A 24,473-nucleotide genomic window follows, 5' to 3' on the forward strand; every position below is an offset into this window, starting at 1 on the left:
ATTTAATATTCAACTTTTGAAGAATATGTTGCTATATATTGCATATTAATTTGCCTATCGTATCTTTCTATTCGAATTATTTAGGTTAATAATTTGTTGCAAGTTTCAAGGGGCGGTGCTAATTTGTTCCGAATTAGAGAGGGCGGAGTCCCTTAATTGCAGTGACAAAAACACAGGGAGTAGGGCGCATGAATGATGTACCAGCGCTAGATATAAAAGACCTGCACAAAACATTTGGACAAAATGAAGTTTTAAAAGGCATTTCACTTGCCGCGCACAAAGGAGATGTTATCTCCATTATTGGCTCTTCCGGCTCAGGTAAGAGTACCTTTCTCAGATGTATCAACTTGCTAGAAACGCCTACCGCGGGCGAAATTTGGGTAAATGGTGAATTAATCCAAATGAAGAACAGCAGAGCAGGTGAATCTGTTCCTGCTAATGAAAAGCAAGTCCAACGTATTCGCTCACGCCTGGCAATGGTTTTCCAAGGTTTCAACCTCTGGTCTCACCTAACCGTACTAGAAAACGTGATTGAGGCGCCTGTTCATGTCTTAGGCGTGCCAAAAGCTCAAGCGATTGAAAACGCAGAAGTCTTGCTTAAGAAGGTAGGCTTGTATGAGCGTAAGGATTATTACCCTGGGCACTTATCTGGCGGCCAGCAGCAACGTGCAGCTATTGCCCGTGCGCTAGCAGTTGACCCAGAGGTGATGTTGTTTGACGAGCCAACTTCTGCGCTTGACCCAGAACTTGTAGGAGAAGTTCTGGGGGTAATGAGAGATTTGGCAGATGAAGGGCGAACTATGCTGGTGGTCACGCACGAAATGGCGTTTGCGCGTGACGTATCAAACCATGTGATGTTTTTACATCAAGGCTTAGTGGAAGAACAGGGAAATCCAGCTAAGCTATTTACAAACCCGGATTCAGAACGATTACAGCAGTTTATCTCATCCATTTACTAATATTTGTTAGGCGGCAGACTATTGCCTCCTAAGCCAACACAACAAACAAAACGAAATAAAATAGCAATCACAGGAGTATGGAAATGAAAAAGTGGTTATTAGCAGCAACGATTGCTGCAACGGCAGTATCAGGTGTTGCCCAAGCGAAAGAATGGAAAACAGTTCGCTTTGGTATCGAAGGTGCTTACCCTCCGTTTAGCTGGACAGAAACTGATGGCTCAATAAAAGGCTTTGACGTAGACATGGCAAATGCACTCTGTGAAGAGATGCAAGTGAAGTGCAAAATCGTCGCTCAAGATTGGGATGGTATTATTCCTTCTCTGCTTGCACGTAAGTACGATGCCATCATCGCAGCAATGTCTATCACTGAAGAGCGCAAGAAAAAAGTCGATTTCACTGGCAAGTACGCACAAATTCCAAATAAATTTATCGCTAAGAAAGGTGCGGGTCTAGATTTTGATAATCTTAAAGATGTCAAAATTGGCGTGCAACGTGCGACGACACATGACAAGTACTTAACTGACAACTACGGCGATGATGTTGAAATTGTGCGTTATGGCTCTTTTGATGAAGCGTATCTTGATCTAGAAAATGGTCGAATTGCTGCCGTTTTAGGTGATGCGTCTGCTCTAGAAGAGGGTGTGATCAACAAAGCAGGTGGCGAAGCTTATGAGTTTGTTGGACCATCGTTAACCGATCCAAAATGGTTTGGCGAAGGTATGGGTATCGCTGTTCGTAAACAAGACAAAGATCTGACGAAGAAACTCGACGCAGCAATTATTTCACTACGTGAGAAAGGTGTTTACCAAGAAATTGCTGGTAAATACTTTAACTACGATGTGTACGGTGAATAAACCGTAATTAAGCGACCGTTGGCTTGTTCCTAGAAGTAGTCAACGGTCGATTTTTTGAGTTTAGGGATTAGGAACTCACCTATGCTAGATTTACAAGGATACGAAGCTTCGATTTTGAAAGGAGCTTTAGTAACAATAGAAGTTGCAGTGCTTTCACTCATTCTCGCCATGGTCTTAGGCATGCTTGGCGCACTAGCTAAGTTAGCGCCTTACAAATGGGCAAGGGCGATTGCCACTCTTTACACCACCGTCATTCGCGGCATTCCAGATTTGGTTCTGATGATGCTAATTTTCTTTGGTGGACAAATACTTTTAAATAACAGCCTTTACTCCATCAACGAAACGCTCAACGAGTGGTTTGCCTCGAGTGATCCAAACCATGAATGGACGTCTTACTTACCTGATTATATTGATGTCAGCCCATTTATAGCTGGTGTACTCACGATTGGTTTTATCTTTGGCGCCTACATGGCGGAGACTTTTCGTGGAGCGATCATGGCGGTGGACAAGGGTGAATTAGAAGCGGCGAAAGCTTATGGGATGAGTTCTGCTTTATCGTTTAGAAGAATCTTACTTCCTCAGATGATTCGTCATGCATTACCTGGATTTGGTAATAACTGGTTAGTGTTACTTAAGACCACAGCGTTAGTTTCCATTATTGGTCTGGATGACATGGTGAGAATGAGCTCATTGGCAGCAGGTACAACGAAAATGCCGTTCACCTTTTACATGGCTGTCGCGCTCATCTTTCTATTTTTTACCAGCGTTTCGACCGGGCTACTCAAGCTTGTTGAGCGTAAGTTCAGTATTCATGCGAGGTAAGTTATGGACTTTTCTTTGATTATTGAAAGCTTTCCAACTTATCTTCAGGGACTTTGGACAACAGTTTGGTTAGTGGGATTAGCGTTGGTTATTGGCTTGTGTGTCTCTATCCCATTAGCCGTGGCACGCAATAGTACCAATTACGCTCTAAGCTTACCTTCTTGGGGATTCATTTACTTTTTCCGTGGAACGCCGCTATTGGTTCAGCTGTATTTGATTTACTACGGCATGGATCAGTTTTTCCCTGTGAAAGATACCTTGTGGGAGAACGCTTGGTTCTGTGCTTTGGTCGCTTTTATTCTGAATACATCGGCTTACACCGCAGAAATTATTCGTGGTGCGATTAATGGTTTGCCGAAAGGTGAGGTGGAAGCTGCGAAAGCCTATGGCATGAGTAAGTTTATGACATACAGACGTATTATCTTGCCGAGTGCATTGCGTCGAGCATTACCAGCTTATTCCAACGAGGTCATATTTATGCTGCACGGAAGTGCAGTCGCGGGCATCGTTACCATCATGGATTTAACTGGTGCTGCGCGTCTAGTTAACTCGCGCTACTATGCACCATTTGAGTCTTTCCTGACGGCGGGGCTGTTCTACATGGCACTGACGTTTATGATTTTGTGGTGTTTCAAAGTGGCAGAGAAGCGTTTCTTAGCTTATCTACGTCCTTTAAGCTAATTATCAATAGAGGCAATAGCACCGGAGTGGGTGCTATTGCTTTTGATAATTTTGTTATCTTCATTCCTATTTTTCCAGCCGATGTAAAAGACTCTTTCTTATTATTCATTAACTTACATTAACATTCGATAAACTCATTGTTTAGTAAGTAAAAATGAAAAAAACAATTCTATCGTTGGGCATTGCCGCCTTAGCCACAGGATGTGGTGGGGGAGAGGGAGAATCACAACCTAATGCTCAAGTAAAACCAACGCCAGCTCCAGTTCAACAAGCTCTTGAAACTGGTAATGCACTGCTCGTTTCTGACCCGAGCGATTTCATTCGAGAAAGTCGTCAGGTTGTAGAAGACCACAAGATGCAGTCGAATACGATCAAATCTGCAATTGCGAAAAACCTTTCAGGTCTTTATTGGGATCCAACCCATGATGCCGCGATCTTGGCACCTCAGTATGGCTTCAACGACACCATCTTGATGACCAATAAGGCCATGGCAAGCGGTTACAAAGATCAAGCGCTGTCAATTGGCGTTGCCGGGGAAAAGTCTAATGGTCAACGTTACGCACTATTAGGTAGTAACCCATTTAGAACGGCACAACGTTTTCCCGACTCTTCCAACGCGGCGATGACGCAATGGTTAAGTAACCTGGTCACTTGGTTGTCGGGCGGAGTTACTTCAAACGTCGTCATCGCGCAAATGGATCAGTCTTATTACTTTCCGGATGAGCAAGCGACTCGGAATTGGCTGAAAGACAATGTTTCACAAGAGCTGGCGTTTAACGAGGCCAACCTATGCGATGGTTCGAAGCTACTTAGCTGCTTGCAAACCAATACTCCAAACTTATTGATCTTGTCACAGCATCTGCAATCTGGAGATACCAACAAACCAGTACTCGAAGCTTTGGAATACGCTGAGCAAGCCCAAATTCCTGTTCTATACCTGCATTGGGATGGAGGACTAACTGATCTTGGCCAAGACATTTTGGAAAAATTCCATGTTGATTATGTGGGAGATAACTATTGGCGTAAGTTAGGCTTGGTCGACTGGGAACCTTCATCGTTGATGAACGTTGTGCCGGATTCTGTTATTACACAACAAGCGTTGTTGTCTCGTTTTGAATCTCAAAATTTCAACGTTGACTTGTCAAAGTGTGATGACAAATCCTGCCCTGACACTGCGAATATGGACAGTCAATTTTATGCAGGGGCAAACAGCATTCGCCATTGGTTGCAAAAGCTTGATGAACAAAAAGTAGATTTGTTTAATCAAAACGGCTACCAATACGAAAAACTCATGGTATTGCTGGCTGATCATTATCGTCAAACGGTTGTCTTCCCGATGGACAAACAATCAACCCAAATGACCGAATTCCTAAAGTCGTACTTTTCCGATTACGTGCAATACAACAGCCGAAGCGTAAACCCAAAACAACCAAATATGGGGAACTTCAGCCGTAGTGAGTTTAGCCCTGACATAAAGAGAATCAGTGCAACGATTAATATGGAATCAAAGCGTAACTTCCGTTCGGCTGGTGTGTATGCACTTCCTGGGGAAACCTTTACGGTTAAACGTAATGACAGCAATGATGTGGCGACTAAGATTGTCATCAACACTTTAAGAAGTGGTGCAACTCATGAGTTCAGCAAAGATGGATACACGCGACCAAAACTGCTGACTTCATTCGGCTATGAAGTGAAGCCGGGTGAAACCATCACGCTGACTTCTCCTTATGGTGGTCCAGTACAGGTTCACTTTGACAAAAATGATGTTCCGGTTGAACTGAAATTTAATCATGTGGCACAGCATCCAGTTTGGAGAAGTGAGAAGGACAACGACGCTTTTATTCAACAGTTAGAAGCCAATTTATTCGATTGGGCTGAGCTGATCACTCCTGGGTTTGAAGTACACTCAAAGCGCGACAAAATGTTGGAGTCGGTCAACGATGAAATGTGGTCTACCCCTTCGGAAATGGCGCTTGCAACAGAAGAATATGTTCACAACTACCCGCATGTGCTGGCAGGTTTCCAAGGGCCGGGGATCGATGAGGTTCCGGAAATTATCCAGTATGCCAAAAATCAAGGTTGGGAAATCGCCAATATTGATATAGTGAAGCACATGAACGCTGACCAAGCGACGTGTGGTTATGGTTGTTCGGGTAACCCTTACGATGCTTACTGGTCATTCAGCCCACTCGGTCACGGTGATTTACATGAGCTTGGTCATGGTTTAGAAAAAGGTCGATTCCGATTTTCAGGCTGGGAAGGGCATTCAACGACCAATTACTACTCGTATTACAGTAAGTCTCGTTTCTTCCAGAATACGGGAAAAGTTTCAACTTGCCAAAGCTTGGATTTCAAAGGCCAGTTTGAATTATTGCAAGCTAGCCGAACTCAAGCGGATCCAAACGCATACATGGCTGCGCAAAATCAAACCAGTTGGAGTTGGGGCGCTCGTGTTTACATTCAAATGATGATGGCGGCGCAGCATGAAGGTGTGCTTAAAAATGGTTGGCATTTATTGGCGCGCTTGCACCTGATTGAACGTGAGTTTAACCGCTTAAAATCGGACGATGCGCTTTGGGATGAGAGACGATTGAGTATTGGTTTCGCCAACTACTCTCGGGAAGAAGCAAATAGCATCTCGAACAACGACTGGTTGCTTATTGCTCTGAGCTACATCTCTCAGCGAGATATGACTAACTATCTCGATATGTGGGGGTTCTCGCTCACAGAAAAAGCGAAACAGCAGGTTGTGGCGCTGAATCTACCGCCGATGCCGCTCACTTACTTTGCAAGTAGTAATACAGGCTACTGTCTGAACGAATTTGCACAAACACCGATAACTGTTGATGGTCAAACGGTTTGGCCGCTGAATCAGTGATTAAATGGTAATTTGTATGAAAAAGGGAGACTGAGTCTCCCTTTTTATTGGATTAAGCTTAGCGTTGAGTCTCGCTTATAGCTTTGCAATATATTACTTAAATGTTGACCAGATTGGTGCGTGATCTGAAGGCTTCTCGATACCACGAAGCTCATAGTCGATACCAGATTCAATACACTTTTCCGCTAGAGAAGGGGTTGCCAAAATGACATCAATTCGTAGGCCACGGTTATCATCAAAACCGCGAGAACGGTAGTCAAACCACGAAAATTGATCGTTCACCTCTGGGTATAGCTTACGGAAGGTGTCCACAAAGCCCCAGTCTAGTAAGGTTTTCAACCATTCGCGTTCTTCAGGTTGGAATGAACATTTACCTGTTTTTAGCCAACGTTTACGGTTTGGCTCGCCGATACCGATATCTGCATCAATAGGGCTGATGTTGATGTCACCCATAACAATCAATTGCTCGTCGTTATTGTGATGATCGTTTAGGTAGGTCATCAGATCTTTATAGAATTGGCGCTTGTATGGGAATTTGGTTTCGTGGCTGATGTTATCCCCTTGAGGGAAATAGCCGTTTAGTACAGTGACCTTTTCGCCGTTTTCATTTAAAAACGTTGCCATGATCATGCGCTTTTGATGTTCCTCGTTATCCGTCGGGAACCCTTTTTGTACGTGTAGAGGCTCTTGCTTACAAAGCATTGCTACGCCGTAATGTGCTTTTTGACCATGAAAATACACTTTGTAGCCCATGGCTTCGACAGCTTCAATCGGGAATGCTTCATCGTGAACTTTAATTTCCTGAAGACCAATCACATCAGGTTGGTGTTTGTCGATTAGCGCTTGGAGTTGGTGCAGTCGCGCACGTAGTCCATTGATGTTAAAGCTGATTACTTTCATTATTTATCCTTTTTGGGGGCGTACTTTTTATGAATAGTATCATTGTGTAAGAGCACTGAAAACGAGTCTCGGTGAAAGGAGTGAAACGCTCTGAGCTACTTTGCTTTTAATTTGTTTTCTAAGTCGTTTTGCACGATCTTTAAAGCGTTAAGCGCAACTTCTGGATCTATCTCATTGCTCTCAAGCAAATAGATTAAATCGACAGCCAGTTTGATCTCTTCAGGTGCGTCATCTAAAGGCGAGGTTGGTTGATCAGCCATTATTGATGTTTTTCCCTATGTGTAATTTGGTTCTCTAGCTTAAGAAGTGCTGTTTCACAACGCGCTAAACGTTGCTCGGTTGCTAGTAATACTTTTTGAGCGTCGGCACGCATAAAACTAGGAGCGCTTTCGACAGCACGTTCTTTTTCTAACACCATCTCGCGCAAGCGTCTTGCCCACTCTTGATGTTGAGCGAGCTCCTGATAAAGCACGTTGATAGGCTTACGGAAATGGCTGCTATGTTTGATTTCATTCTTACGAATTTTAGTGGTAGAAATCTCGCGTTGAATCGCACCGATTTGCGCCACTAACCGTTCAGTGAGGTACTCAGCACGCAAAGCGGTGAGCTTACCTTCATTTTGCTCACGCACAATCGCACCCAGCGTGGCTTTTGCTTCTTTTACGCAAGGAGTAAGTAAGCGAGAGCGGCAACCAAATAAACGCTCATCAAAAAGCGGAACATGATGTTCGCCTCTTTGACGGTCAAGAACAGCGGCTTGCTTCGCCATTTGTTCTAGATTTTCCTGGAGTTGAGAAATGTTCATGACAAACCTACAAACCATGCGTCATAAGCCAATTTAATGGCTAGTATGCTGACGGCAGTAACAAATACAGGACGAATGAATTTAGAACCAAATCTAATAGCGGAGTGCGCGCCAACAAAAGCACCAGCCATTAAACATACTCCCATTGTTAAGCCTAGCACCCAGTTGATATGTCCGAGGAATGCAAAAGTGATCAAAGAGGTAAAGTTACTGGTAAAGTTCATTGCTTTTGCTAAGCCAGAGGCGAGCAAGATATTCAGCCGGTACAGCGCCATTGAACTTACTGTCCAAAAAGCCCCAGTTCCAGGCCCTGCGAGTCCGTCGTAGAATCCTATGGATAAGCCTTGCATGTACTGTTTTTTATGAAGTTTTGGGCAAGGCTCGGGTATTGGACTTTGATGAGCAGAGTGGGGTGTTTTATGAAAAACGGTATACAACGCTGCCGCCAAAATAACAAGCGGCAATCCTTTTTCCAGCCAATCCGTACTAATCGCATCTACAAATAGCGTACCTAATGTCGCTCCGACGAGTGTTGCCACGAATGCACGCCTCCAGCATTGAGGTTTGAATAGACGTTTTTTGTAGTACGTAAATGCCGCAGTAGAAGAAGCAAAGGTAGCGGCAAGTTTATTGGTGCCTAGTGCAATATGAGGCGGCAAGCCTAGCGAAAGTAGAGCAGGTACGGTAAGCATGCCACCACCACCGGCAACTGCATCAATAAATCCTGCGACAAAAGCGACAAGCGCCAACACCAACAGCATGGTTGGCTCAATCATTTCCATAAATGGTGATTCTTCTAATATTCTATTTTACGTTTAAATGGAGGTAGTGAGTCGATTAAGGCTTGTCCGTATCGCTTAGTGACTATGCGTCGATCAAGAATCGTTACTCTACCAGAATCTCTCTCTTTACGCAGTAAGCGACCTACGCTCTGGATCAGCTTTTTGCTTGCGTCTGGTACAGTTATTTGCATAAACGGGTTTCCTCCTTTTTTCTCAATGTATTCGGAATGAGCCTGCTCAACAGGGGAGGTTGGAACGCCAAATGGAATTTTTGTAATCACCAAGTTTTCAAGTAATTCGCCAGGTAAGTCTAGCCCCTCAGAGAAACTGCCAGTACCAAATAAGACGCTGGTTTTATTTGATTCTATTAACTTTTTATGTTTTTTTAGAATTTCTTGACGTGAGCTTTCACCTTGAACTTGCAACGCCCAGCCTTTTTTTATGAACTCCGAAGAGAGTGCCTTCGCGACTTGGTTCATCTGCCAATAGGATGAGAATAATACTAAGTTGGCTTTCTTGTCTTCCAAGTACTTAGGCAAGATCTCAATAAGATATTCAGTAAATTGAGGCGCTGGTGGTTCATATTTCATCGCAGGGATGAGTAATTCTGCCTGGTTTTGGTAATCGAATGGTGACGCAAGCGCTAAAAACTGAGTGCCTGATTCTGGTTTTCCATCAATACCAACCTGATGGCAAAAGTAATGGAAAGAGTTTAATGCACGCATCGTTGCGGAAACCAAAATGGCGCCAATACATCTGCTCCAAATCTGTTGGTCGAGTTGCCATCCAATTTCAAGTGGCGAAACACTCACAATGAAATCACCCTCGCGATCGGGGTGGGTTTCTAACCAGCGAGCTAAAGGCGCACCTTTTTCACGAGTTGGTTCAGCCATTAAATGCCATACTTGCGCTAAGTTTTCTAACCTTTGAATGTAGAAACCGAGCTCTGCAAGCGCTGGTTCAGCCAACCTTGTCGCAAGCTCCCCGTCTTTTACTCTTTCCGCAATAAGATCGGCAATTTTTGCCACACTCTGATTTGCTTTTTTGCTGGACTGTTTTAGTTCTTTGGATTGGTTCTCTAGCCACTCAGGTAGTTCACCGTGTTCGAAGCGGTAGATACCCTCTTCAAATTGGGCTGGGTCGAACTGTTTGGGCAATTGAGTCAGTGCCGGTATCAAGTTCTGAACCGCGTCTTGAAGGTCGTTGCGAAATCGAGCTACGCGTTTCTCGTCTGCGAGTGATGAAAACTTACTAATCGACTGATTTAACTTCTCAAGCCATGCTACCGCGCCTTTTAAACTCGCAGATGCTGAAGCATGGTCACGAGCGACGTGAGGTAAGTGATGTGCCTCGTCGAAGACGTATATTGTATTTTCTGGCTCAGGTAAAATCACGCCGCCACCTAAATCTGCGTCTGCCATGACGAGAGAGTGGTTAGCAATGATGACATCGTTTTTATCCAACTCTGAGCGCGCTTTTTGGAATGGGCAGCCGCGGTGGCCTGGTAAACTGTTATTGCAACTGTGTTTATCACTGACAATCAGTTGCCAAAGCTTATCGTCGATGGGTTTAGGCCAAGAATCACGGTCACCGTCCCATTTACCTTGCGCAAGAGAGCGATGCATTGTTTCTAACAGCTCTATATCTTTTTGCTTAGGTTTGGTTTCAAACATGGCTAACTGGCCACCATCAGCACCGCTAGCAGTGGCGAGCTTTTCTGCACAACAATAGCGTTGACGGCCTTTTGCCAAAATAAAAGAAAACTCTCGGTCGGTAATCCGACGAAAAAGAGGAAGGTCTTTATTGATTAGCTGCTCTTGCAGAGCGACGGTCGCCGTTGAGATAACCACTTTTCTATTGTTATGTACAGCCACGGGAATGGTCGCCATTAGATAGGAGAGCGATTTACCAATTCCAGTCCCTGCTTCTGCAACGAGTATTCGGTTAGATTTGTGATACTGACCGCACAGCGTTTTTGCAATCTCTGCAACAAGGTAGTTTTGTGCTCTTCTAGGCACAAAGTTATCAAGTTGATCTTGAAGGTTTTGATAGCTATTACGAATCGATTTTTGAATGTTACTGGTCAGCATACGGGCCTCAAATGCGTTGGAGGCGAATAGTAGCACACATCACTAGTTGTACAGTAGTTCACAAAACGGAATGCTTTTATAAGGAATGTAGATCTCCTTCACAAAAAAATATTGAACCTTATCTTAATGAAATTAATTTCATTATATGAAAAATATAAAACTCCAACTTGGTCTGATTTGTGGGTTTTTATTCTTTTTTTTGTTTTTTTAAATTTACTTATTGGATTAAAAAACCATTTGTTAATAATTTTGTAAATTACAAATAATAATGGAGATTGGTTAGATGTTCGTCGAATAAATAAAGGTAAACTTATCAAGTTGTTGTTTTATAATAGTATTTTGTTTTTTTTACATTGGTATTTAGAAAATTTGACAGCCAGAATAATCTTTTGCACTCTTAGCTCCAGATTTTGAGGAGGTGCTGTATAACGTTTTGTTAACGCTCTACCTCAAACATATAAAAAAAGGGAACCGGACAAGGATATCCCGAACTAAGAAAAGGCAGTGGATTAATTATGAAAAAAACTCTATTAGCACTAGCTGTAGTTGCGTCTGCAACTTCAGTGAACGCAGCTGAAGTATTCAAATCTGAAGAAGGTTCTGTAGATTTCTACGGTCAGCTACGTCCAACTCTTCTATTCACAGAAAAAACTGATCACACAGCAGAGCTAAACACTAGCTCTTCTCGTACTGGTGTGAACGCGGTTTACGTTGTTGACGAAAGCCTAAAAGTTCTGGGTGAAGTTGAAATCGGTGTTGCTCTAGGTGACAACTACGACGCAGGTGCTGATTCAAGCGAGCGTACAGATGACTCTGTATACGTACGTCGCCACATCATCGGTTTTGATATGGGTGATATGGGTACTCTTCGCTTCGGTAAAGAAGGTACTTGGGCTGATGACGTATACTTCGCAGATTACTCTTACTTCTTCGGTGGTAACGCAGCGGAAACTGCATACGGTCACGCTTGGAACAACGATTCTCAAATCAAATACGCTTACGAAAATGACGCATTCTGGCTAAAAGCTGGTTACGCGCTAGGCGAAAAAGATTCTAACGAAGAAGTACTAGAAGTATTCGTTGGTAAATCTTTCAACGACCTATCTCTACACGCTGGTGTACTTACTGCGAACAACGACATCAACGTAACTAAAGAGAAAAAACTAGTTCTTAATGGTGTAGAGCAAACAGTTTCTCACACAGAGCGTACTGATAACGAAAACCTATCTTTTGAAGTAACTGCTGAGTACGCACTAAACGAGCACACTCTAGGTGCTACGTACTACTACAACGAAAACGAAGATAAGCTAGGTAAATCAACAGTTGATTCACACTACATCGTTGTAGCTGGTATGTTCGCTGTTGCTCCTAAAACAACTCTATACTCTGGTTACGAGTACCTAGCTCAGTCTACTGACGAAGCAGGTAAAGTAGACGCAGACTCCTCTTGGTTCTACGCTGGTGTTGAATACAAGTTCTCTAAATGGGCACGTGTATTCGCAGAAGCGGGTTACACTTTCGAAGGTACTGACTTCGACAACAAAGACACAGACGACGCAACTAACTTCGGTGTTGGTGCTCGTTTCTACTGGTAATCAATACCCAGTTTGATATTGTAAGACCCAGCTATATGCTGGGTCTTTTACTATGAAGATAAGGATGAAAAATTCTATGCAGTTATCATTAAAAGTGGCAATGGCACTGTCTATTTTTGCCAGTACAAACCTCTACGCTGCAACGACTTTAGTGGTTCCAGAAGACGTGAAGTTATTGGCCGTCAACATGGAGAAGCCAGATCTAGAAGGTGGTCTTTTTTCTAGTGAGAAGACAATCGAACTACCTGACGGAACGAATCAAATTGTCTTCAAATATCAACCTACATTCGAAATTAACGAAAACCTTAAGACGGTTTACAGTGATGTAATCGTTGCTAAATTTGATGCTGAAAACGAAAAGCTAACGTTTGAACTGCCAGAGTTTAAAACTCTTCGCCAAGCGCAAAACAACATCTCGCCTCTAGATTGGCAATTACTGGATACCAAAGGCCAACCTATTGCTTTGGTCGAAGATGTATTAGAGTCAGATGGTGTTCAAATTGGTCGTAATTACCCTCAAGAATCTCGCAACTACAATATTGCTGGCGGTATCGCGAGCGTTGCCGTTAGTTATGTAACTGTGAATCAGCATCAACAATCAGTAAGTGATATCGAGCCTCGAGTTGAGACTAGTGATACCCGTTCAACAGCCGCATCGAACGACAGCCCAATGGTTGATGTATTAAAGACGATGTACCAGAAAGCGTCTCCGGCGGAAAAAGAGGCATTTAAAAACTGGCTTGCTGAGCAGTAATCCCTTAGTTCATTAGATAGGGCTTAACTGAAAAAGTACGAATCTAAAAAGCAGGCTTTAAGCCTGCTTTTATCTTTTCTGCTTATTAGAGAGAGATTTCTCTCCATTCACCAGGCATTAGGTCGTTAAGGACGATATCACCCATCGAATGACGAATGAGGCGCAAAGTAGGGAAGCCAATGTGCGCAGTCATGCGACGTACCTGACGATTTCTTCCTTCAATAATGGTAATGGCTAACCAAGTGGTAGGGATATTTGCTCGAAAACGGACCGGAGGGGTTCTGTCCCAGACTTGTGGTTCTGGAATTACTTCAACTTCGGCCGGTAGAGTCATACCATCTTTTAGCTCTACTCCCTTTCTCAATTTTTCAAGATCTTGCTCCTGAGGAGCGCCATCAACTTGAACCCAATAAGTCTTCGGCGATTTTGACTTTGGCTGCGTTAACTTCGCCTGCAAGATGCCATCGTTAGTGAGTACCATCAAACCTTCGCTGTCTCGGTCCAATCGGCCAGCCGCATAGACATTTTTGATTGGGATATAGTCCGCTAACGTTTTGCGACCATCGCCATCGGTAAATTGACTGAGCGTATCGTAAGGCTTATTGAAAATAATGACTTTACGATCTTTAGGGGCCACTTTTGGCTTTTGGCTTTTTGTTGGGCGATTAGGGCGGCGGTCTTGCTGAGTACGAGTCTTCGAGCCATTGCGAGCTCCTGAGTGTTTAAAATGGCCCGTTTTAGACTGGTTACGACTGCGACCTTTTTCCTGACCTGTACGAGATGACATGTTAACTACCCTGCAAAAATGTAAATGAACTGTGTTTGAAAGTTTTAAGTTTTCTCATGATCGGATATGATTTGCGCGCCTAAAACTAACAAACGCGCACAGAATGATAGACTAATTCGTGTTATTTGTTTAATTATATCAGTGCACTCATGGATTCAGAGCTTAGAGCTTCAAACTACAACAAAGAGTGCGAACCGCATGTGGCGTTAGTGAGGAGACATGTACTGCTAACGTGCAGCAATGCGTCAATTAAACCAACTCAGACGCTGAGTTGATCAGCCAACAAGTTGATTAAAAAATAGGGAAATTTCATGCCTACAGAAAAACCTACAATTATCTACACCATCACTGATGAAGCGCCGGCGCTAGCAACTTATTCATTACTACCAATCATTCAATCATTCACAGCATCGTCTGGCATCAATGTAGATACTCGTGATATTTCACTAGCAGGTCGAATTATCGCTAACTTCCCAGAGCATCTAAAAGAAGAACAGCGCATTGGCGATGCGTTGACTGAGCTTGGTGAACTAGCTCAAACTCCAGAAGCAAATATCATCAAGCTACCTAACATTTCAGCTTCAGTTCCTCAGCTTAAAGCGGCGATTAAAGAGCTTCAGGCGAAAGGTTACGATTTACCAAACTACCCAGAAGAGCCGAGCACGTACGAAGAGAAAGCGATTAAAGCGGCTTACGACAAAATCAAAGGTAGTGCGGTTAACCCAGTACTTCGTGAAGGTAACTCAGACCGTCGTGCTCCGACTTCGGTTAAGAACTACGCGAAGAAAAACCCACACTCAATGGGTGCATGGTCAGCAGAATCTAAGTCCCATGTTGCGAGCATGTCAGACAATGACTTCTTTGGTAGCGAAAAGTCTACAACTATCTCTGGTGCAACAGAGGTCAAAATCGAGTTTGTCGGTAATGATGGTACAGTTAAAGAGCTTAAGTCTGCGTTCCCATTACTAGATAAAGAAGTCATTGATACTTCAGTAATGAAGAAGAAGGCGTTGGTTGAATTTTTCGAGAAAGAGATTGCTGAAGCGAAAGCACAAGACGTGCTGCTGTCTCTTCATATGAAAGCGACGATGATGAAAGTTTCTGACCCTGTCATTTTCGGTCATGCAGTAAAAGTTTACTACAAAGACGTTTTCGATAAGTACGGTAAGCTGTTTGAAGAGCTAGGTGTTGATGTAAACAATGGTATCGGTGATGTTTACTCAAAAATTGAGTCTCTACCTGAAGCGCAAAAAGCAGAAATTGAAGCGGCCATTCAAGCGGTTTACCAAACTCAACCAGAGCTTGCGATGGTTGACTCTGATCGTGGTATCACAAACTTACATGTACCAAGTGACATTATTGTAGATGCTTCTATGCCAGCAATGCTTCGCTCTTCTGGTCAAATGTGGGGACCAGATGGTAAACAAAAAGACACCAAAGCGATGATTCCAGATCGTAGCTACGCAGGTATTTACCAAGCGGTTATTGATTTCTGTAAAGAGCACGGCGCATTTGATCCAACCACTATGGGTAGCGTACCTAACGTTGGTCTAATGGCTCAGAAAGCTGAAGAGTATGGTTCTCACGACAAGACATTCATTCTAGACGCTGCGGGTACTGTTCGCGTTGTTGATGCTTCAGGTAACGTACTGTTAGAGCAAGCGGTTGAAGAAGGTGATATCTTCCGTATGTGTCAGGTTAAAGACGCACCAATCCAAGATTGGGTTAAACTAGCAGTGACTCGCGCACGTGCAACAGGTGTTCCAGCTGTATTCTGGCTAGATGAAAACCGCGCGCACGATGCTGAGCTCATCAAGAAAGTAAACGCCTACCTACCAGATCACGATACTGACGGTCTAGAGATTAAGATCCTATCTCCTGTTGAAGCTTGTAAGTACTCACTAGAGCGTATGAAAGCGGGCCTAGATACTATCTCTGTTACAGGTAATGTTCTTCGTGACTACCTAACAGACTTGTTCCCAATTCTAGAGTTAGGTACGTCTGCTAAGATGCTATCTATTGTTCCATTGATGAATGGTGGTGGTCTATTTGAAACAGGCGCTGGTGGTTCCGCTCCTAAGCACGTTCAACAAGTAGAAAAAGAGAATCACCTTCGTTGGGATTCTTTGGGCGAGTTCCTAGCGCTTGCAGCTTCGTTAGAGCATTTAAGTGTAGCGACAAACAATCCTAAGGCTCAGGTTCTCGCAGATACACTAGATAAAGCGACCGGTGAGTTTTTAGACACCAACAAATCTCCGTCACGCAAAGTGGGTGAGCTAGATAACCGTGGAAGCCACTTCTATCTTGCACTTTACTGGGCGAAAGCGCTTTCAGAGCAAACGGATGATGCGGATCTTGCTGCTGAATTTGCACCAATTGCAAAAGCGCTGTCAGAGCAGGAAGAAACGATCGTTGCTGAGCTAAATAATGCGCAAGGCGTGAAAGGTGAGCTAGGAGGTTACTACTTACTAGACGATGCATTGGTTTCTAAATTGATGCGTCCAAGCGAAACCTTTAACGCAATCATTAACAAGTAAGTTAGTGTTAAAAAACACGTCGTTTTCGGCGTGTTTCCTATCCTGTAAGTGCGTTGTAAGTGTTCCTTTTGTAACACGTGCTCTAAATAGTAAGAAACCCGCTATCTTGGCGGGTTTATTTTTCTCTTCAAAACATCAACGTGGCGTTTCGAGAGCAATATTTTTATATTTCGACAGCGCTCTAATTATTTGGCTTGGCCTTCAAGAGGCACGACGCTACTCGCGTGACAGCCTTTGGGACCTTTTTCAATCTCGTAAGAGACTTGTTGGCCTGCTTTCAGTGTACGATAACCGTCCATCTGGATAGTTGAGTAGTGGGCAAAGATATCTCCCTCTTCTTCATCTGAACAAATAAACCCAAATCCTTTGGCATTGTTAAACCACTTTACTGTACCTGTAGCCATGCTTTACATCCCTCATGCATTTTTTACTGATGTTGTTACTGCAACCAAGTTATACCTTTAACTTGGTACTACCATTGTCAGCGAATGCCAACAAACGTCAAATCAATGATAAGTCACATTCATCAAAAAACCACTTAAAGAAGAGAGGTTTCAAAATGATGATTTATGCATCGACACTTTCCACTGTAGTCAATGAATTTCGACAGTCAATAGCAGTGAGCAACAAACAGAAACATAATTGAAAACAAATCACTTTTGAGATTAACAAATTTGCAAACAGTTTTTCGTATATACGCAGAAGTTTAGTCAATTTGCCTATGAAGTGGCTCATACTTAAAAAGCCATACTGTCCGTGTTGCTTATGGGAGAAGAATCCTCTAACTGAATAAAAAATGAAGTTTTCGTGATAATTACCGTATTCTCAATGAGGAAGTGTGATCCAGATAGAAGATGATGGGGTGGTTTGCAATAGTCCGAAAGCAATAAATAGAAAGTTCTTTTATAAGAAAAAATGTGTAACTTATCGACAAGCATCTTTTATTTGCGCCGTATCAAGACGTGCATTAGTCTCTATATTAGGTAGCAACTTTTATCGATCAAAGATCGAATTCGGTGCCATAACTCACTACACCGCGCTGCACGCTTGTGGTAGATTGTTTTTATAGGTCGAAAACATCAACCCTTTGATACGATATCTTTAGATTGCCATGAGTAAAAATTTTGAATGGGTCACTCCGGACTCTGATCTTCTGGAGCGAGAAAGTACGAAAGTCCAGCCACCTAAGCTGTACAATGTCGTACTCAATAATGATGACTATACACCTATGGATTTCGTCATAGAGGTGCTTGAGCGATTTTTCTCACATGATATTGATAAAGCAACTCAAATCATGCTTCAGGTCCACTATGAAGGAAAGGCAATCTGCGGCACATACAGCGCAGAAATTGCCGAAACAAAAGTAGCGCAAGTTACGATGTACGCAAGGGAAAATGAACATCCGCTACTTTGCACTATGGAGCAAGCGTAAACAAAGAAGACTTGCTCGAACAACCCCAGTTGTTTTTTCGGGAGGTACTTATGCTAAATAAAGAACTAGAGTCAAGCCTTAACGGTGCATTTGCTCGGGCGCGCGACAAACGCCACGAGTTTATGACTGTCGAACACCTCCTACTTGCATTGTTGGAAAATGATGCAGCTAAGGAAGCCCTTCTAGCTTGTAAGGCGGATCTTGACGCTTTACGCAACGAACTCGATATTTTCATCGATCAAACTACGCCTCTTATCCCAGATAGTGATGAGACGCGTGAAACGCAGCCGACTTTGAGTTTTCAACGTGTACTACAACGCGCCGTCTTTCATGTACAGTCGTCTGGTCGTAATGAAGTAACAGGCGCCAACGTGCTTGTTGCTATCTTCAGTGAGCAAGAGTCGCATGCCGCTTACCTACTGAAGAAAAATGACATCTCCCGATTAGATATTGTTAATTTCATCTCCCACGGTATTACTAAAGCATCAGGTGCAGGTGAGGATTCATCATCAGACTCGTTTAGCTCAGAAAGTGTTGAAGAGCCTAATTCTGAAGAACGCCTAGAAAGCTTTGCGACGAATCTTAATCAAGTCGCTAAAGATGGAAACATCGACCCACTCATTGGACGTGATAAAGAGTTAGAGCGCACTATTCAGGTACTTTGTCGACGCCGCAAGAATAATCCCCTACTAGTGGGTGAGGCAGGGGTTGGTAAAACAGCCATTGCGGAAGGTCTTGCATGGAGAATTGTTGAAGGGCAGGTCCCTGAGGTCATTCAAAACAGCGTGATTTATTCACTAGATATTGGCTCTTTGCTCGCTGGTACCAAATATCGCGGTGATTTTGAAAAGCGCTTCAAGGCGATTTTGAAACAACTTGAAAAAGAAGAAGATGCCATTTTGTTCATCGATGAAATACATACCATCATCGGTGCAGGCGCGGCATCTGGTGGTCAAGTCGATGCAGCAAATCTTATTAAGCCTCTTTTAAGTAGTGGTAAGTTGCGTTGTATTGGTTCGACGACATACCAAGAATACAGCAACATTTTCGAGAAAGAGCGTGCGCTGTCTCGCCGTTTCCAAAAGATAGACGTTGTAGAGCCCTCATTGGATGATACAACTAAAATCTTGATGGGCTTGAAGCCGAAGTACGAAGCTCACCATGAAGTACGTTATACCAATAAAGCACTGCGTGCCGCGGTAGAACTGTCGGCTAAATACATTAATGAACGCCATCTACCAGATAAGGCCATTGATGTCATTGATGAAGCTGGTGCTCGTAGTCGTCTTGCTCCTGCAAGCCGTCGTAAAAAAACGGTCGGAGTGGCTGATATCGAATCAATGGTTGCCAAAATGGCGCGAATTCCAGAGAAGTCGGTTTCTTCTTCAGATAAAGACATTTTGAAAAACTTAGATAGCAAAATGAAGATGTTGGTATTCGGTCAAGATAATGCGATTGATGCATTATCCGAGGCGATCAAGCTGACACGTGCAGGTTTAGGTGTAGACAACAAACCTGTTGGTTCATTCTTGTTTGCAGGCCCAACAGGGGTTGGTAAAACAGAGGTGACGGTGCAGTTATCTAAGCTTCTAGGTATCGAGCTACTTCGTTTTGATATGTCTGAGTATGGTGAGCGTCACTCCGTAAGTCGCTTAATTGGTGCGCCTCCTGGTTATGTCGGTTATGACCAAGGTGGTTTGCTAACTGATGCTGTTATTAAGCACCCACATTCAGTCGTATTACTTGATGAGATTGAAAAAGCGCACCCTGATATCTTTAACCTGTTGTTGCAAGTCATGGATAACGGTACGCTAACGGACAACAATGGTCGCAAAGCAGACTTCCGTAATGTCATTCTTGTTATGACAACTAACGCAGGAGTGGCGGAAACCGAGAAGAAATCAATTGGTTTGATTCAACAAGACAACAGTCATGATGCAATGGCGGAAATTAAGAAGGTGTTTACTCCTGAGTTCCGTAACCGTCTTGATAACATCATCTGGTTTAACAGCCTTGATGAAAGCGTTATCCATCAAGTGGTTGATAAGTTCATTGTTGAACTGCAAGTGCAACTTGATGCGAGAGGCGTTTCAATGGAAGTATCGCAAGACGCTCGCCATTGGTTAGCACATAAAGGTTATGACAAAGCTATGGGGGCTCGCCCAATGGGGCGTGTTATCCAAGAACAGCTTAAGAAGCCTTTGGCTAACGAACTGTTGTTTGGATCTTTAGTTGACGGCGGTACAGTGAAGGTAACGCTGGTCAACGATACGCTTGAGTTTGAATACTTAAGTGAGAAAGAGACAGCGATGCATTAATCGTTAGTCGGTAACAAACGCAAAAGCGTACGAGAAGATCGTACGCTTTTTTTTATCTGAACTAAATCGGAAAAAATTGTGCAATAAAAAACGGAGCAGCTTGCTCCGTTTTTTATTGCATCCGAAAATCAGAGATTAACGAGCGCGGAAGACGATGCGGCCTTTTGACAGGTCGTATGGAGTCATCTCTACAGTTACTTTGTCACCCGTTAGGATACGGATGTAGTTCTTACGCATCTTGCCAGAGATGTGAGCAGTCACAACGTGACCGTTTTCAAGTTCAACACGGAACATAGTGTTTGGTAGAGTGTCAAGGACAGTGCCTTGCATCTCGATTACGTCTTCTTTAGCCATTTAATCCTCTTTAGAAACTAGGCAATATTAGCGGGCTATATTCTGCCGCTAAATAGTAATTATGTAAAGTTGAGGCGTATTCTACCCTCGCCAACGCTGATTTACTAGCCTTTGGTGGCGTTGAAAGCGTGTTTTGTAGCTCATTGCTGGGCACTCATCAATCTGATATCCCAAATATAGCCACTGTTGTTTGTTTTCTTGGCAGTATTTAATTTGATAAAGCACTGCTAACGTGCCAAGAGATAACTCGTAGTCAGGGTCAAAAAAAGTATAAAAAGCACTCGAGCATTGTGGCATCAAATCTGTCACTGCAATGGCGAGCAATTGATCTGATTCATCGTAAATGTGTAAAAACGACGTTGTCAGCCAGCTGGTTTGAGCAAATCGAGCAAACTCATCACGCTTTGGTGGGTACATAGTGCCGTTTCTATGCCGTTTGCAGATGTACCGACTGTAAAGCTCAAACCATTCCTCATCCATTTCAGGTTTCATTTCCCAGCGTAAAGACTGTGCTTTATTAAGCAGCCTCTTCTGACTTTTTGATAATCTAACGTCTGGAATCGAGACTCGAATTGGCTGGCAAGCGGTGCAATGCTCGCAATGCGGTTTATATATGGTATCTCCGCTACGACGAAAACCGTTAGCCATGAGCAACTGGTAATTTTCTTCAGTATGCAGCCTTTCATCAAGCGCCACCGCAACCCGCTCTTGCCGTTCAGGCAAATAACTACAAGGGTGATTATTCGTCAACCCTATTCGAATATGTTGTATATCCGTACTCATACTGAATCCTGCAAAACTTGGGGCTGATAGGCATCAAATAGTGTTTGCTTTTCTCTTAAAGATAGTAGTTTTTGCATAAATTCGTCACGCTCAAGTTCAAATGCGCCAAGTGATGCCAAGTGAGAATTCATAACTTGGCAATCGATTAATTGACCTTGCTTTGACGCCAAATGGTTGCATAAGTACCACAATGCAATTTTGGATGCGTTATCTTTTAGGCTAAACATCGACTCCCCGCAAAAAAGTTGGCCCACGCAAATGCCATATAGTCCGCCAATCAGGTTGTTGTCATGCCATACTTCTACAGAGTGACAGTGACCAAGTTTGGCTAACTCAATGTAGGAAGTTTGCATTTCCTCGTTGAGCCATGTTTCCTCTGCAGGGCGTGTTGAAGAACATAGTCTAATCACTTCTTCTGTCGCGAAATTGAGTGTTACTTTATAGTTATGTTTACGCTGAAACTTTTTGAGACTTTTAGATGGCTTAAACTGCAATGGGTCAAACACAGCGCGCGGAGAAGGGCTCCACCATAAAATAGGTTCACCAGGACCATACCAAGGGAAAATGCCTTGATAGTAACCATTGAGGATTCTCATGGGGTTTAAGTCACCACCAAAAGCCAGCAAACCATTGGGGTCGCTGAGTGCTTTATAGGGTGAGGGGAAGTTGAACGTTTCATCGAGTTCAGTTAAATAAATAGCCATAAGAAGTCGTTACCAACATTGGAGTCAGAGGAGTTTATGATGACCTGGTTAAGAAATATCGTAAAAGTATGGCTTGGGATCATACTGTTTTTACCACTTGTCGCCAACGCAGCCTATGAAAGAAATGTTGCCAAGCCAGTTAATGAAGTAGTTTACGGGAAGATTGACTCTGTCCGTTATATTACTCAACAAGAGGTTGTTCAATCGAAAAGTAACGGTTGGAAGACACTACTTGGTGCCACTATCGGTGGTTTAGTCGGTAATCAATTTGGTGGCGGTACGGGAAGAGAAGTCGCGACGGCAGTGGGTGCGCTTGCAGGTGCCGCAGTTGCTCAAAACCAAAGTAATTACCAATACACGGTTGAATATAAGTTAGTTGAGCTACTCATCAAAGTGAAGGGTGATAAGCTAATTAATGTCATCCAAGATGTTGATAAAAATATGTTATTTAGTCGAGGGGATGAAGTTCGTATTTTATATTTTGATGATGGAGTCAGGGTTGATATCACTTATTAACCCTAGGTTGTTTTAGCCTAACGAAGCCTAATCAGGCATGTACAGTCGGGCTGGCTTATCGTCAAATAAAGTCGAAATAGTTTGCTGTTTCGCCGTGCTTCTTTCGCTCTGATTTACATCGCTGGCAATGCCTTTAATTCTGTATCTTTAGGCTGCTTGAGGATATTCATAAATTAGCACCGATTTACTCTGGTTTTGTCGTGTTTTTTTGGGTAGTCTGAATTCACGAAGAATTGTTTAGCCCTCATAAAAAATCGTATGTTGAGGGCACAAAGGATTATCAACTTTTAATGGAAAGCCTAACGTTACAACCTATCAATAAAATTCAAGGGGAAGTGAACCTTCCTGGCTCTAAAAGCGTTTCTAATCGAGCTCTTTTACTTGCTGCTCTTGCTAAAGGCAGAACTCGCCTTACTAATCTCCTCGACAGTGATGATATCCGTCATATGCTGAATGCGCTGACTAAACTAGGCGTTCAATACCAACTTTCCGAAGATAAAACAGAATGTCTCGTTGAAGGTCTTGGGCGTCCGTTTTCTGTCTCAGAGCCGGTAGAGTTATTTCTCGGCAATGCTGGCACTGCGATGCGACCATTAGCTGCGGCTCTTTGTCTTGGAGAAGGGGAGTATGTACTGACGGGCGAACCTCGTATGAAAGAGCGTCCAATTGGTCACCTTGTCACGGCACTGAAAGATGCTGGTGCGAACGTTGAGTACATGGAAAACGAGAACTTTCCGCCTCTCAAAATAATTGGTACTGGCCTAAAAGCAGGTACAGTTTCTATCGATGGGTCCATTTCAAGTCAGTTCTTGACCGCTTTCTTAATGTCTGCGCCATTGGCTGAAGGTGAAATTCGCATCAACATCGAAGGCGATTTGGTTTCTAAGCCTTATATCGATATCACCCTGCATATCATGAAGCAGTTTGGAGTCGATGTGATCAACAACGACTATCAAGAGTTTGTGATTCCAGCCGGTCAGCAATACGTCGCTCCAGGTGATTTCTTGGTTGAAGGTGACGCGTCTTCTGCTTCTTACTTCTTGGCGGCGGCAGCCATCAAAGGCGGAGAAGTTAAAGTCACGGGTATCGGTAAAAACAGCATTCAAGGTGATATTCAATTTGCTGATGCGCTTGAAAAAATGGGTGCAGAAATTGAATGGGGTGATGACTACGTAATTTCACGTGTTGGTCAATTAAAAGGCATTGATATGGATTACAACCATATCCCTGATGCTGCAATGACCATCGCGACAACAGCGTTATTTGCCGAAGGCACTACCGCTATTCGTAACGTTTATAACTGGCGTGTAAAAGAAACAGACCGTTTGTCAGCTATGGCGACTGAGTTACGTAAAGTTGGTGCGGAAGTGGAAGAAGGGGAAGATTACATCATCGTCAAACCTGTCTCTCAGTTAAAGCATGCTGCGATTGATACTTACGATGATCATCGAATGGCGATGTGTTTTTCGCTGGTGGCACTTAGTGATACGCCTGTGACGATTAACGATCCAAAGTGTACGTCGAAAACGTTCCCTGACTACTTCGACAAACTTAAGGCTTTAAGCTGCTAAATATTCTGACCTGAAACAGGAAAGCCAGAGTGAATAACACTCTGGCTTTTTTGTTTCCCAATACTATTTAACCAGCGTAAATTCCTTAGAAAGGTGATGCGCTAAGTATTTGAACATATTGAATACTGCAGTCGTATTTGAAGTTGGTAAACCTTTGTCATCAAGGAAGTATTCACCTTTAAAAACTAAAACACCTTCTTTTTCTTCTACACTTGTTGCTCGCATTCCCTCGATGTAATCATCGTGCTCTTGGATGATTTGGTTAGCGATCAAAAGAAGGTCGAACTCTTCGATAAACGTTCTATCAGACATATTCTTTCTACCATCCTATTCAGTTAAGAACGCTGAGTA

General features: G+C 43.2%; 23 protein-coding genes. 12 read left to right on the top strand and 11 right to left on the bottom strand.

From position 1 onward, the window contains the following. Window positions 1–188 precede the first annotated feature (188 nt). The 5 genes from R7Z77_RS08990 to R7Z77_RS09010 all read left to right on the top strand — a co-directional run bounded on the left by R7Z77_RS08990 (window position 189) and on the right by R7Z77_RS09010 (window position 6,194). Window positions 189–959 carry an ABC transporter ATP-binding protein gene (locus tag R7Z77_RS08990; protein ID WP_054729268.1) on the top strand — a complete coding sequence of 257 codons (771 nt, stop codon included), beginning with the start codon at window positions 189–191 and terminating at the stop codon, window positions 957–959. An 83-nt stretch (window positions 960–1,042) separates the two neighbouring features. Further along, window positions 1,043–1,813 carry an ABC transporter substrate-binding protein gene (locus tag R7Z77_RS08995; RefSeq protein WP_005378437.1) on the top strand — a complete coding sequence of 257 codons (771 nt, stop codon included), beginning with the start codon at window positions 1,043–1,045 and terminating at the stop codon, window positions 1,811–1,813. An 81-nt stretch (window positions 1,814–1,894) separates the two neighbouring features. Next, on the top strand, window positions 1,895–2,635 hold the full coding sequence (locus tag R7Z77_RS09000) for an ABC transporter permease (protein WP_005378436.1): 741 nt from the start codon (window positions 1,895–1,897) through the stop codon (window positions 2,633–2,635). Window positions 2,636–2,638: 3 nt separating this feature from the next. Next, window positions 2,639–3,316 (top strand): ABC transporter permease, encoded by a 678-nt coding sequence (locus tag R7Z77_RS09005; RefSeq protein ID WP_005378435.1) that lies wholly within the window; start codon window positions 2,639–2,641, stop codon window positions 3,314–3,316. 154 nt (window positions 3,317–3,470) lie between these two features. Next, complete coding sequence (locus R7Z77_RS09010; protein ID WP_213967353.1) at window positions 3,471–6,194, top strand: ImpA family metalloprotease; 2,724 nt, start codon at window positions 3,471–3,473, stop codon at window positions 6,192–6,194. Between the two features lie 93 nt (window positions 6,195–6,287). Here R7Z77_RS09010 and xthA read toward each other — a convergent pair whose 3' ends face one another. The 5 genes from xthA to dinG all read right to left on the bottom strand — a co-directional run bounded on the left by xthA (window position 6,288) and on the right by dinG (window position 10,771). Beyond that, the gene (xthA, locus tag R7Z77_RS09015; protein ID WP_005378433.1) at window positions 6,288–7,094 is read right to left on the bottom strand and encodes an exodeoxyribonuclease III; all 807 of its coding nucleotides are present in this window, start codon (window positions 7,092–7,094) and stop codon (window positions 6,288–6,290) included. 95 nt (window positions 7,095–7,189) lie between these two features. Beyond that, window positions 7,190–7,354, bottom strand: a complete 165-nt coding sequence (gene rsmS, locus R7Z77_RS09020) for a pleiotropic regulatory protein RsmS (protein WP_005378432.1) — start codon at window positions 7,352–7,354, stop codon at window positions 7,190–7,192. Next, on the bottom strand, window positions 7,354–7,899 hold the full coding sequence (locus R7Z77_RS09025) for a primosomal replication protein (RefSeq protein WP_017820026.1): 546 nt from the start codon (window positions 7,897–7,899) through the stop codon (window positions 7,354–7,356). Before R7Z77_RS09025 ends, rsmS begins: the two co-directional genes overlap by 1 nt. Then, complete coding sequence (locus R7Z77_RS09030) at window positions 7,896–8,681, bottom strand: sulfite exporter TauE/SafE family protein (RefSeq protein WP_115385848.1); 786 nt, start codon at window positions 8,679–8,681, stop codon at window positions 7,896–7,898. The genes R7Z77_RS09025 and R7Z77_RS09030 overlap by 4 nt, the downstream gene beginning before the upstream one ends. 14 nt (window positions 8,682–8,695) lie before the next feature. Next, on the bottom strand, window positions 8,696–10,771 hold the full coding sequence (dinG, locus tag R7Z77_RS09035) for an ATP-dependent DNA helicase DinG (protein ID WP_213967354.1): 2,076 nt from the start codon (window positions 10,769–10,771) through the stop codon (window positions 8,696–8,698). A 515-nt stretch (window positions 10,772–11,286) separates the two neighbouring features. On the opposite strand from dinG, the gene R7Z77_RS09040 reads away from it, so the two are divergent. Both R7Z77_RS09040 and R7Z77_RS09045 read left to right on the top strand, forming a co-directional pair. Then, entirely contained in the window at window positions 11,287–12,366 is a 1,080-nt protein-coding gene (locus R7Z77_RS09040; protein ID WP_005378424.1) for a porin, read from the top strand. Between the two features lie 76 nt (window positions 12,367–12,442). Then, the gene (locus R7Z77_RS09045; protein WP_017634732.1) at window positions 12,443–13,120 is read left to right on the top strand and encodes a DUF2057 family protein; all 678 of its coding nucleotides are present in this window, start codon (window positions 12,443–12,445) and stop codon (window positions 13,118–13,120) included. A gap of 85 nt (window positions 13,121–13,205) precedes the next feature. Here the strand turns inward: R7Z77_RS09045 and R7Z77_RS09050 are convergent, their stop codons facing one another. Next, window positions 13,206–13,907, bottom strand: a complete 702-nt coding sequence (locus tag R7Z77_RS09050; RefSeq protein ID WP_005387874.1) for a pseudouridine synthase — start codon at window positions 13,905–13,907, stop codon at window positions 13,206–13,208. Window positions 13,908–14,218: 311 nt separating this feature from the next. On the opposite strand from R7Z77_RS09050, the gene R7Z77_RS09055 reads away from it, so the two are divergent. Then, on the top strand, window positions 14,219–16,444 hold the full coding sequence (locus R7Z77_RS09055) for an NADP-dependent isocitrate dehydrogenase (protein WP_005378404.1): 2,226 nt from the start codon (window positions 14,219–14,221) through the stop codon (window positions 16,442–16,444). A gap of 185 nt (window positions 16,445–16,629) precedes the next feature. Here the strand turns inward: R7Z77_RS09055 and cspD are convergent, their stop codons facing one another. Continuing rightward, a complete protein-coding gene (gene cspD, locus R7Z77_RS09060; RefSeq protein WP_005378407.1) occupies window positions 16,630–16,848 on the bottom strand; it encodes a cold shock domain-containing protein CspD in 219 nt (72 codons plus the stop codon). Window positions 16,849–17,555: 707 nt separating this feature from the next. On the opposite strand from cspD, the gene clpS reads away from it, so the two are divergent. Together clpS and clpA are read left to right on the top strand one after the other, a co-directional pair. Beyond that, on the top strand, window positions 17,556–17,876 hold the full coding sequence (gene clpS / locus R7Z77_RS09065; protein WP_005378419.1) for an ATP-dependent Clp protease adapter ClpS: 321 nt from the start codon (window positions 17,556–17,558) through the stop codon (window positions 17,874–17,876). Between the two features lie 50 nt (window positions 17,877–17,926). Beyond that, complete coding sequence (gene clpA, locus R7Z77_RS09070; RefSeq protein ID WP_005387879.1) at window positions 17,927–20,194, top strand: ATP-dependent Clp protease ATP-binding subunit ClpA; 2,268 nt, start codon at window positions 17,927–17,929, stop codon at window positions 20,192–20,194. A 135-nt stretch (window positions 20,195–20,329) separates the two neighbouring features. On the opposite strand, the gene infA is transcribed toward clpA, so the two are convergent. From infA to aat, 3 genes are all read right to left on the bottom strand, one after another. Continuing rightward, window positions 20,330–20,548: a translation initiation factor IF-1 gene (infA, locus tag R7Z77_RS09075; RefSeq protein WP_001040192.1), complete on the bottom strand. Its 219-nt coding sequence runs from the start codon at window positions 20,546–20,548 to the stop codon at window positions 20,330–20,332. 81 nt (window positions 20,549–20,629) lie between these two features. Further along, on the bottom strand, window positions 20,630–21,331 hold the full coding sequence (locus R7Z77_RS09080) for an arginyltransferase (protein ID WP_047100846.1): 702 nt from the start codon (window positions 21,329–21,331) through the stop codon (window positions 20,630–20,632). Beyond that, window positions 21,328–22,035, bottom strand: a complete 708-nt coding sequence (aat, locus tag R7Z77_RS09085) for a leucyl/phenylalanyl-tRNA--protein transferase (protein ID WP_005378347.1) — start codon at window positions 22,033–22,035, stop codon at window positions 21,328–21,330. The genes R7Z77_RS09080 and aat overlap by 4 nt, the downstream gene beginning before the upstream one ends. A 39-nt stretch (window positions 22,036–22,074) precedes the next feature. Here aat and R7Z77_RS09090 point away from each other — a divergent pair, with 39 nt between their 5' ends. Continuing rightward, window positions 22,075–22,551, top strand: coding sequence for a glycine zipper 2TM domain-containing protein (locus tag R7Z77_RS09090; protein WP_005378348.1), 477 nt, complete (start codon window positions 22,075–22,077; stop codon window positions 22,549–22,551). Between the two features lie 290 nt (window positions 22,552–22,841). Next, window positions 22,842–24,122, top strand: a complete 1,281-nt coding sequence (gene aroA, locus R7Z77_RS09095; RefSeq protein ID WP_213866955.1) for a 3-phosphoshikimate 1-carboxyvinyltransferase — start codon at window positions 22,842–22,844, stop codon at window positions 24,120–24,122. A 63-nt stretch (window positions 24,123–24,185) separates the two neighbouring features. Here the strand turns inward: aroA and R7Z77_RS09100 are convergent, their stop codons facing one another. Next, on the bottom strand, window positions 24,186–24,434 hold the full coding sequence (locus R7Z77_RS09100; protein WP_005387884.1) for a YciN family protein: 249 nt from the start codon (window positions 24,432–24,434) through the stop codon (window positions 24,186–24,188). Between the last annotated feature and the right edge of the window lie 39 nt (window positions 24,435–24,473).

The organism is Vibrio sp. 1401 (genome assembly GCF_033340295.1).

Bases quoted from the DNA above. Each gene is read 5' to 3' on its own strand.
- R7Z77_RS09080 (WP_047100846.1), bottom strand. From the start codon at position 21,331: ATGAGTACGGATATACAACATATTCGAATAGGGTTGACGAATAATCAC.
- R7Z77_RS09000 (WP_005378436.1), top strand. From the start codon at position 1,895: ATGCTAGATTTACAAGGATACGAAGCTTCGATTTTGAAAGGAGCTTTA.
- R7Z77_RS09055 (WP_005378404.1), top strand. From the start codon at position 14,219: ATGCCTACAGAAAAACCTACAATTATCTACACCATCACTGATGAAGCG.
- R7Z77_RS09040 (WP_005378424.1), top strand. From the start codon at position 11,287: ATGAAAAAAACTCTATTAGCACTAGCTGTAGTTGCGTCTGCAACTTCA.
- R7Z77_RS08995 (WP_005378437.1), top strand. From the start codon at position 1,043: ATGAAAAAGTGGTTATTAGCAGCAACGATTGCTGCAACGGCAGTATCA.
- R7Z77_RS09005 (WP_005378435.1), top strand. From the start codon at position 2,639: ATGGACTTTTCTTTGATTATTGAAAGCTTTCCAACTTATCTTCAGGGA.
- R7Z77_RS08990 (WP_054729268.1), top strand. From the start codon at position 189: ATGAATGATGTACCAGCGCTAGATATAAAAGACCTGCACAAAACATTT.
- R7Z77_RS09030 (WP_115385848.1), bottom strand. From the start codon at position 8,681: ATGGAAATGATTGAGCCAACCATGCTGTTGGTGTTGGCGCTTGTCGCT.
- aat (WP_005378347.1), bottom strand. From the start codon at position 22,035: ATGGCTATTTATTTAACTGAACTCGATGAAACGTTCAACTTCCCCTCA.
- rsmS (WP_005378432.1), bottom strand. From the start codon at position 7,354: ATGGCTGATCAACCAACCTCGCCTTTAGATGACGCACCTGAAGAGATC.
- clpS (WP_005378419.1), top strand. From the start codon at position 17,556: ATGAGTAAAAATTTTGAATGGGTCACTCCGGACTCTGATCTTCTGGAG.
- cspD (WP_005378407.1), bottom strand. From the start codon at position 16,848: ATGGCTACAGGTACAGTAAAGTGGTTTAACAATGCCAAAGGATTTGGG.
- infA (WP_001040192.1), bottom strand. From the start codon at position 20,548: ATGGCTAAAGAAGACGTAATCGAGATGCAAGGCACTGTCCTTGACACT.
- R7Z77_RS09045 (WP_017634732.1), top strand. From the start codon at position 12,443: ATGCAGTTATCATTAAAAGTGGCAATGGCACTGTCTATTTTTGCCAGT.
- xthA (WP_005378433.1), bottom strand. From the start codon at position 7,094: ATGAAAGTAATCAGCTTTAACATCAATGGACTACGTGCGCGACTGCAC.
- R7Z77_RS09025 (WP_017820026.1), bottom strand. From the start codon at position 7,899: ATGAACATTTCTCAACTCCAGGAAAATCTAGAACAAATGGCGAAGCAA.
- R7Z77_RS09050 (WP_005387874.1), bottom strand. From the start codon at position 13,907: ATGTCATCTCGTACAGGTCAGGAAAAAGGTCGCAGTCGTAACCAGTCT.
- R7Z77_RS09090 (WP_005378348.1), top strand. From the start codon at position 22,075: ATGACCTGGTTAAGAAATATCGTAAAAGTATGGCTTGGGATCATACTG.
- R7Z77_RS09010 (WP_213967353.1), top strand. From the start codon at position 3,471: ATGAAAAAAACAATTCTATCGTTGGGCATTGCCGCCTTAGCCACAGGA.
- dinG (WP_213967354.1), bottom strand. From the start codon at position 10,771: ATGCTGACCAGTAACATTCAAAAATCGATTCGTAATAGCTATCAAAAC.
- clpA (WP_005387879.1), top strand. From the start codon at position 17,927: ATGCTAAATAAAGAACTAGAGTCAAGCCTTAACGGTGCATTTGCTCGG.
- aroA (WP_213866955.1), top strand. From the start codon at position 22,842: ATGGAAAGCCTAACGTTACAACCTATCAATAAAATTCAAGGGGAAGTG.
- R7Z77_RS09100 (WP_005387884.1), bottom strand. From the start codon at position 24,434: ATGTCTGATAGAACGTTTATCGAAGAGTTCGACCTTCTTTTGATCGCT.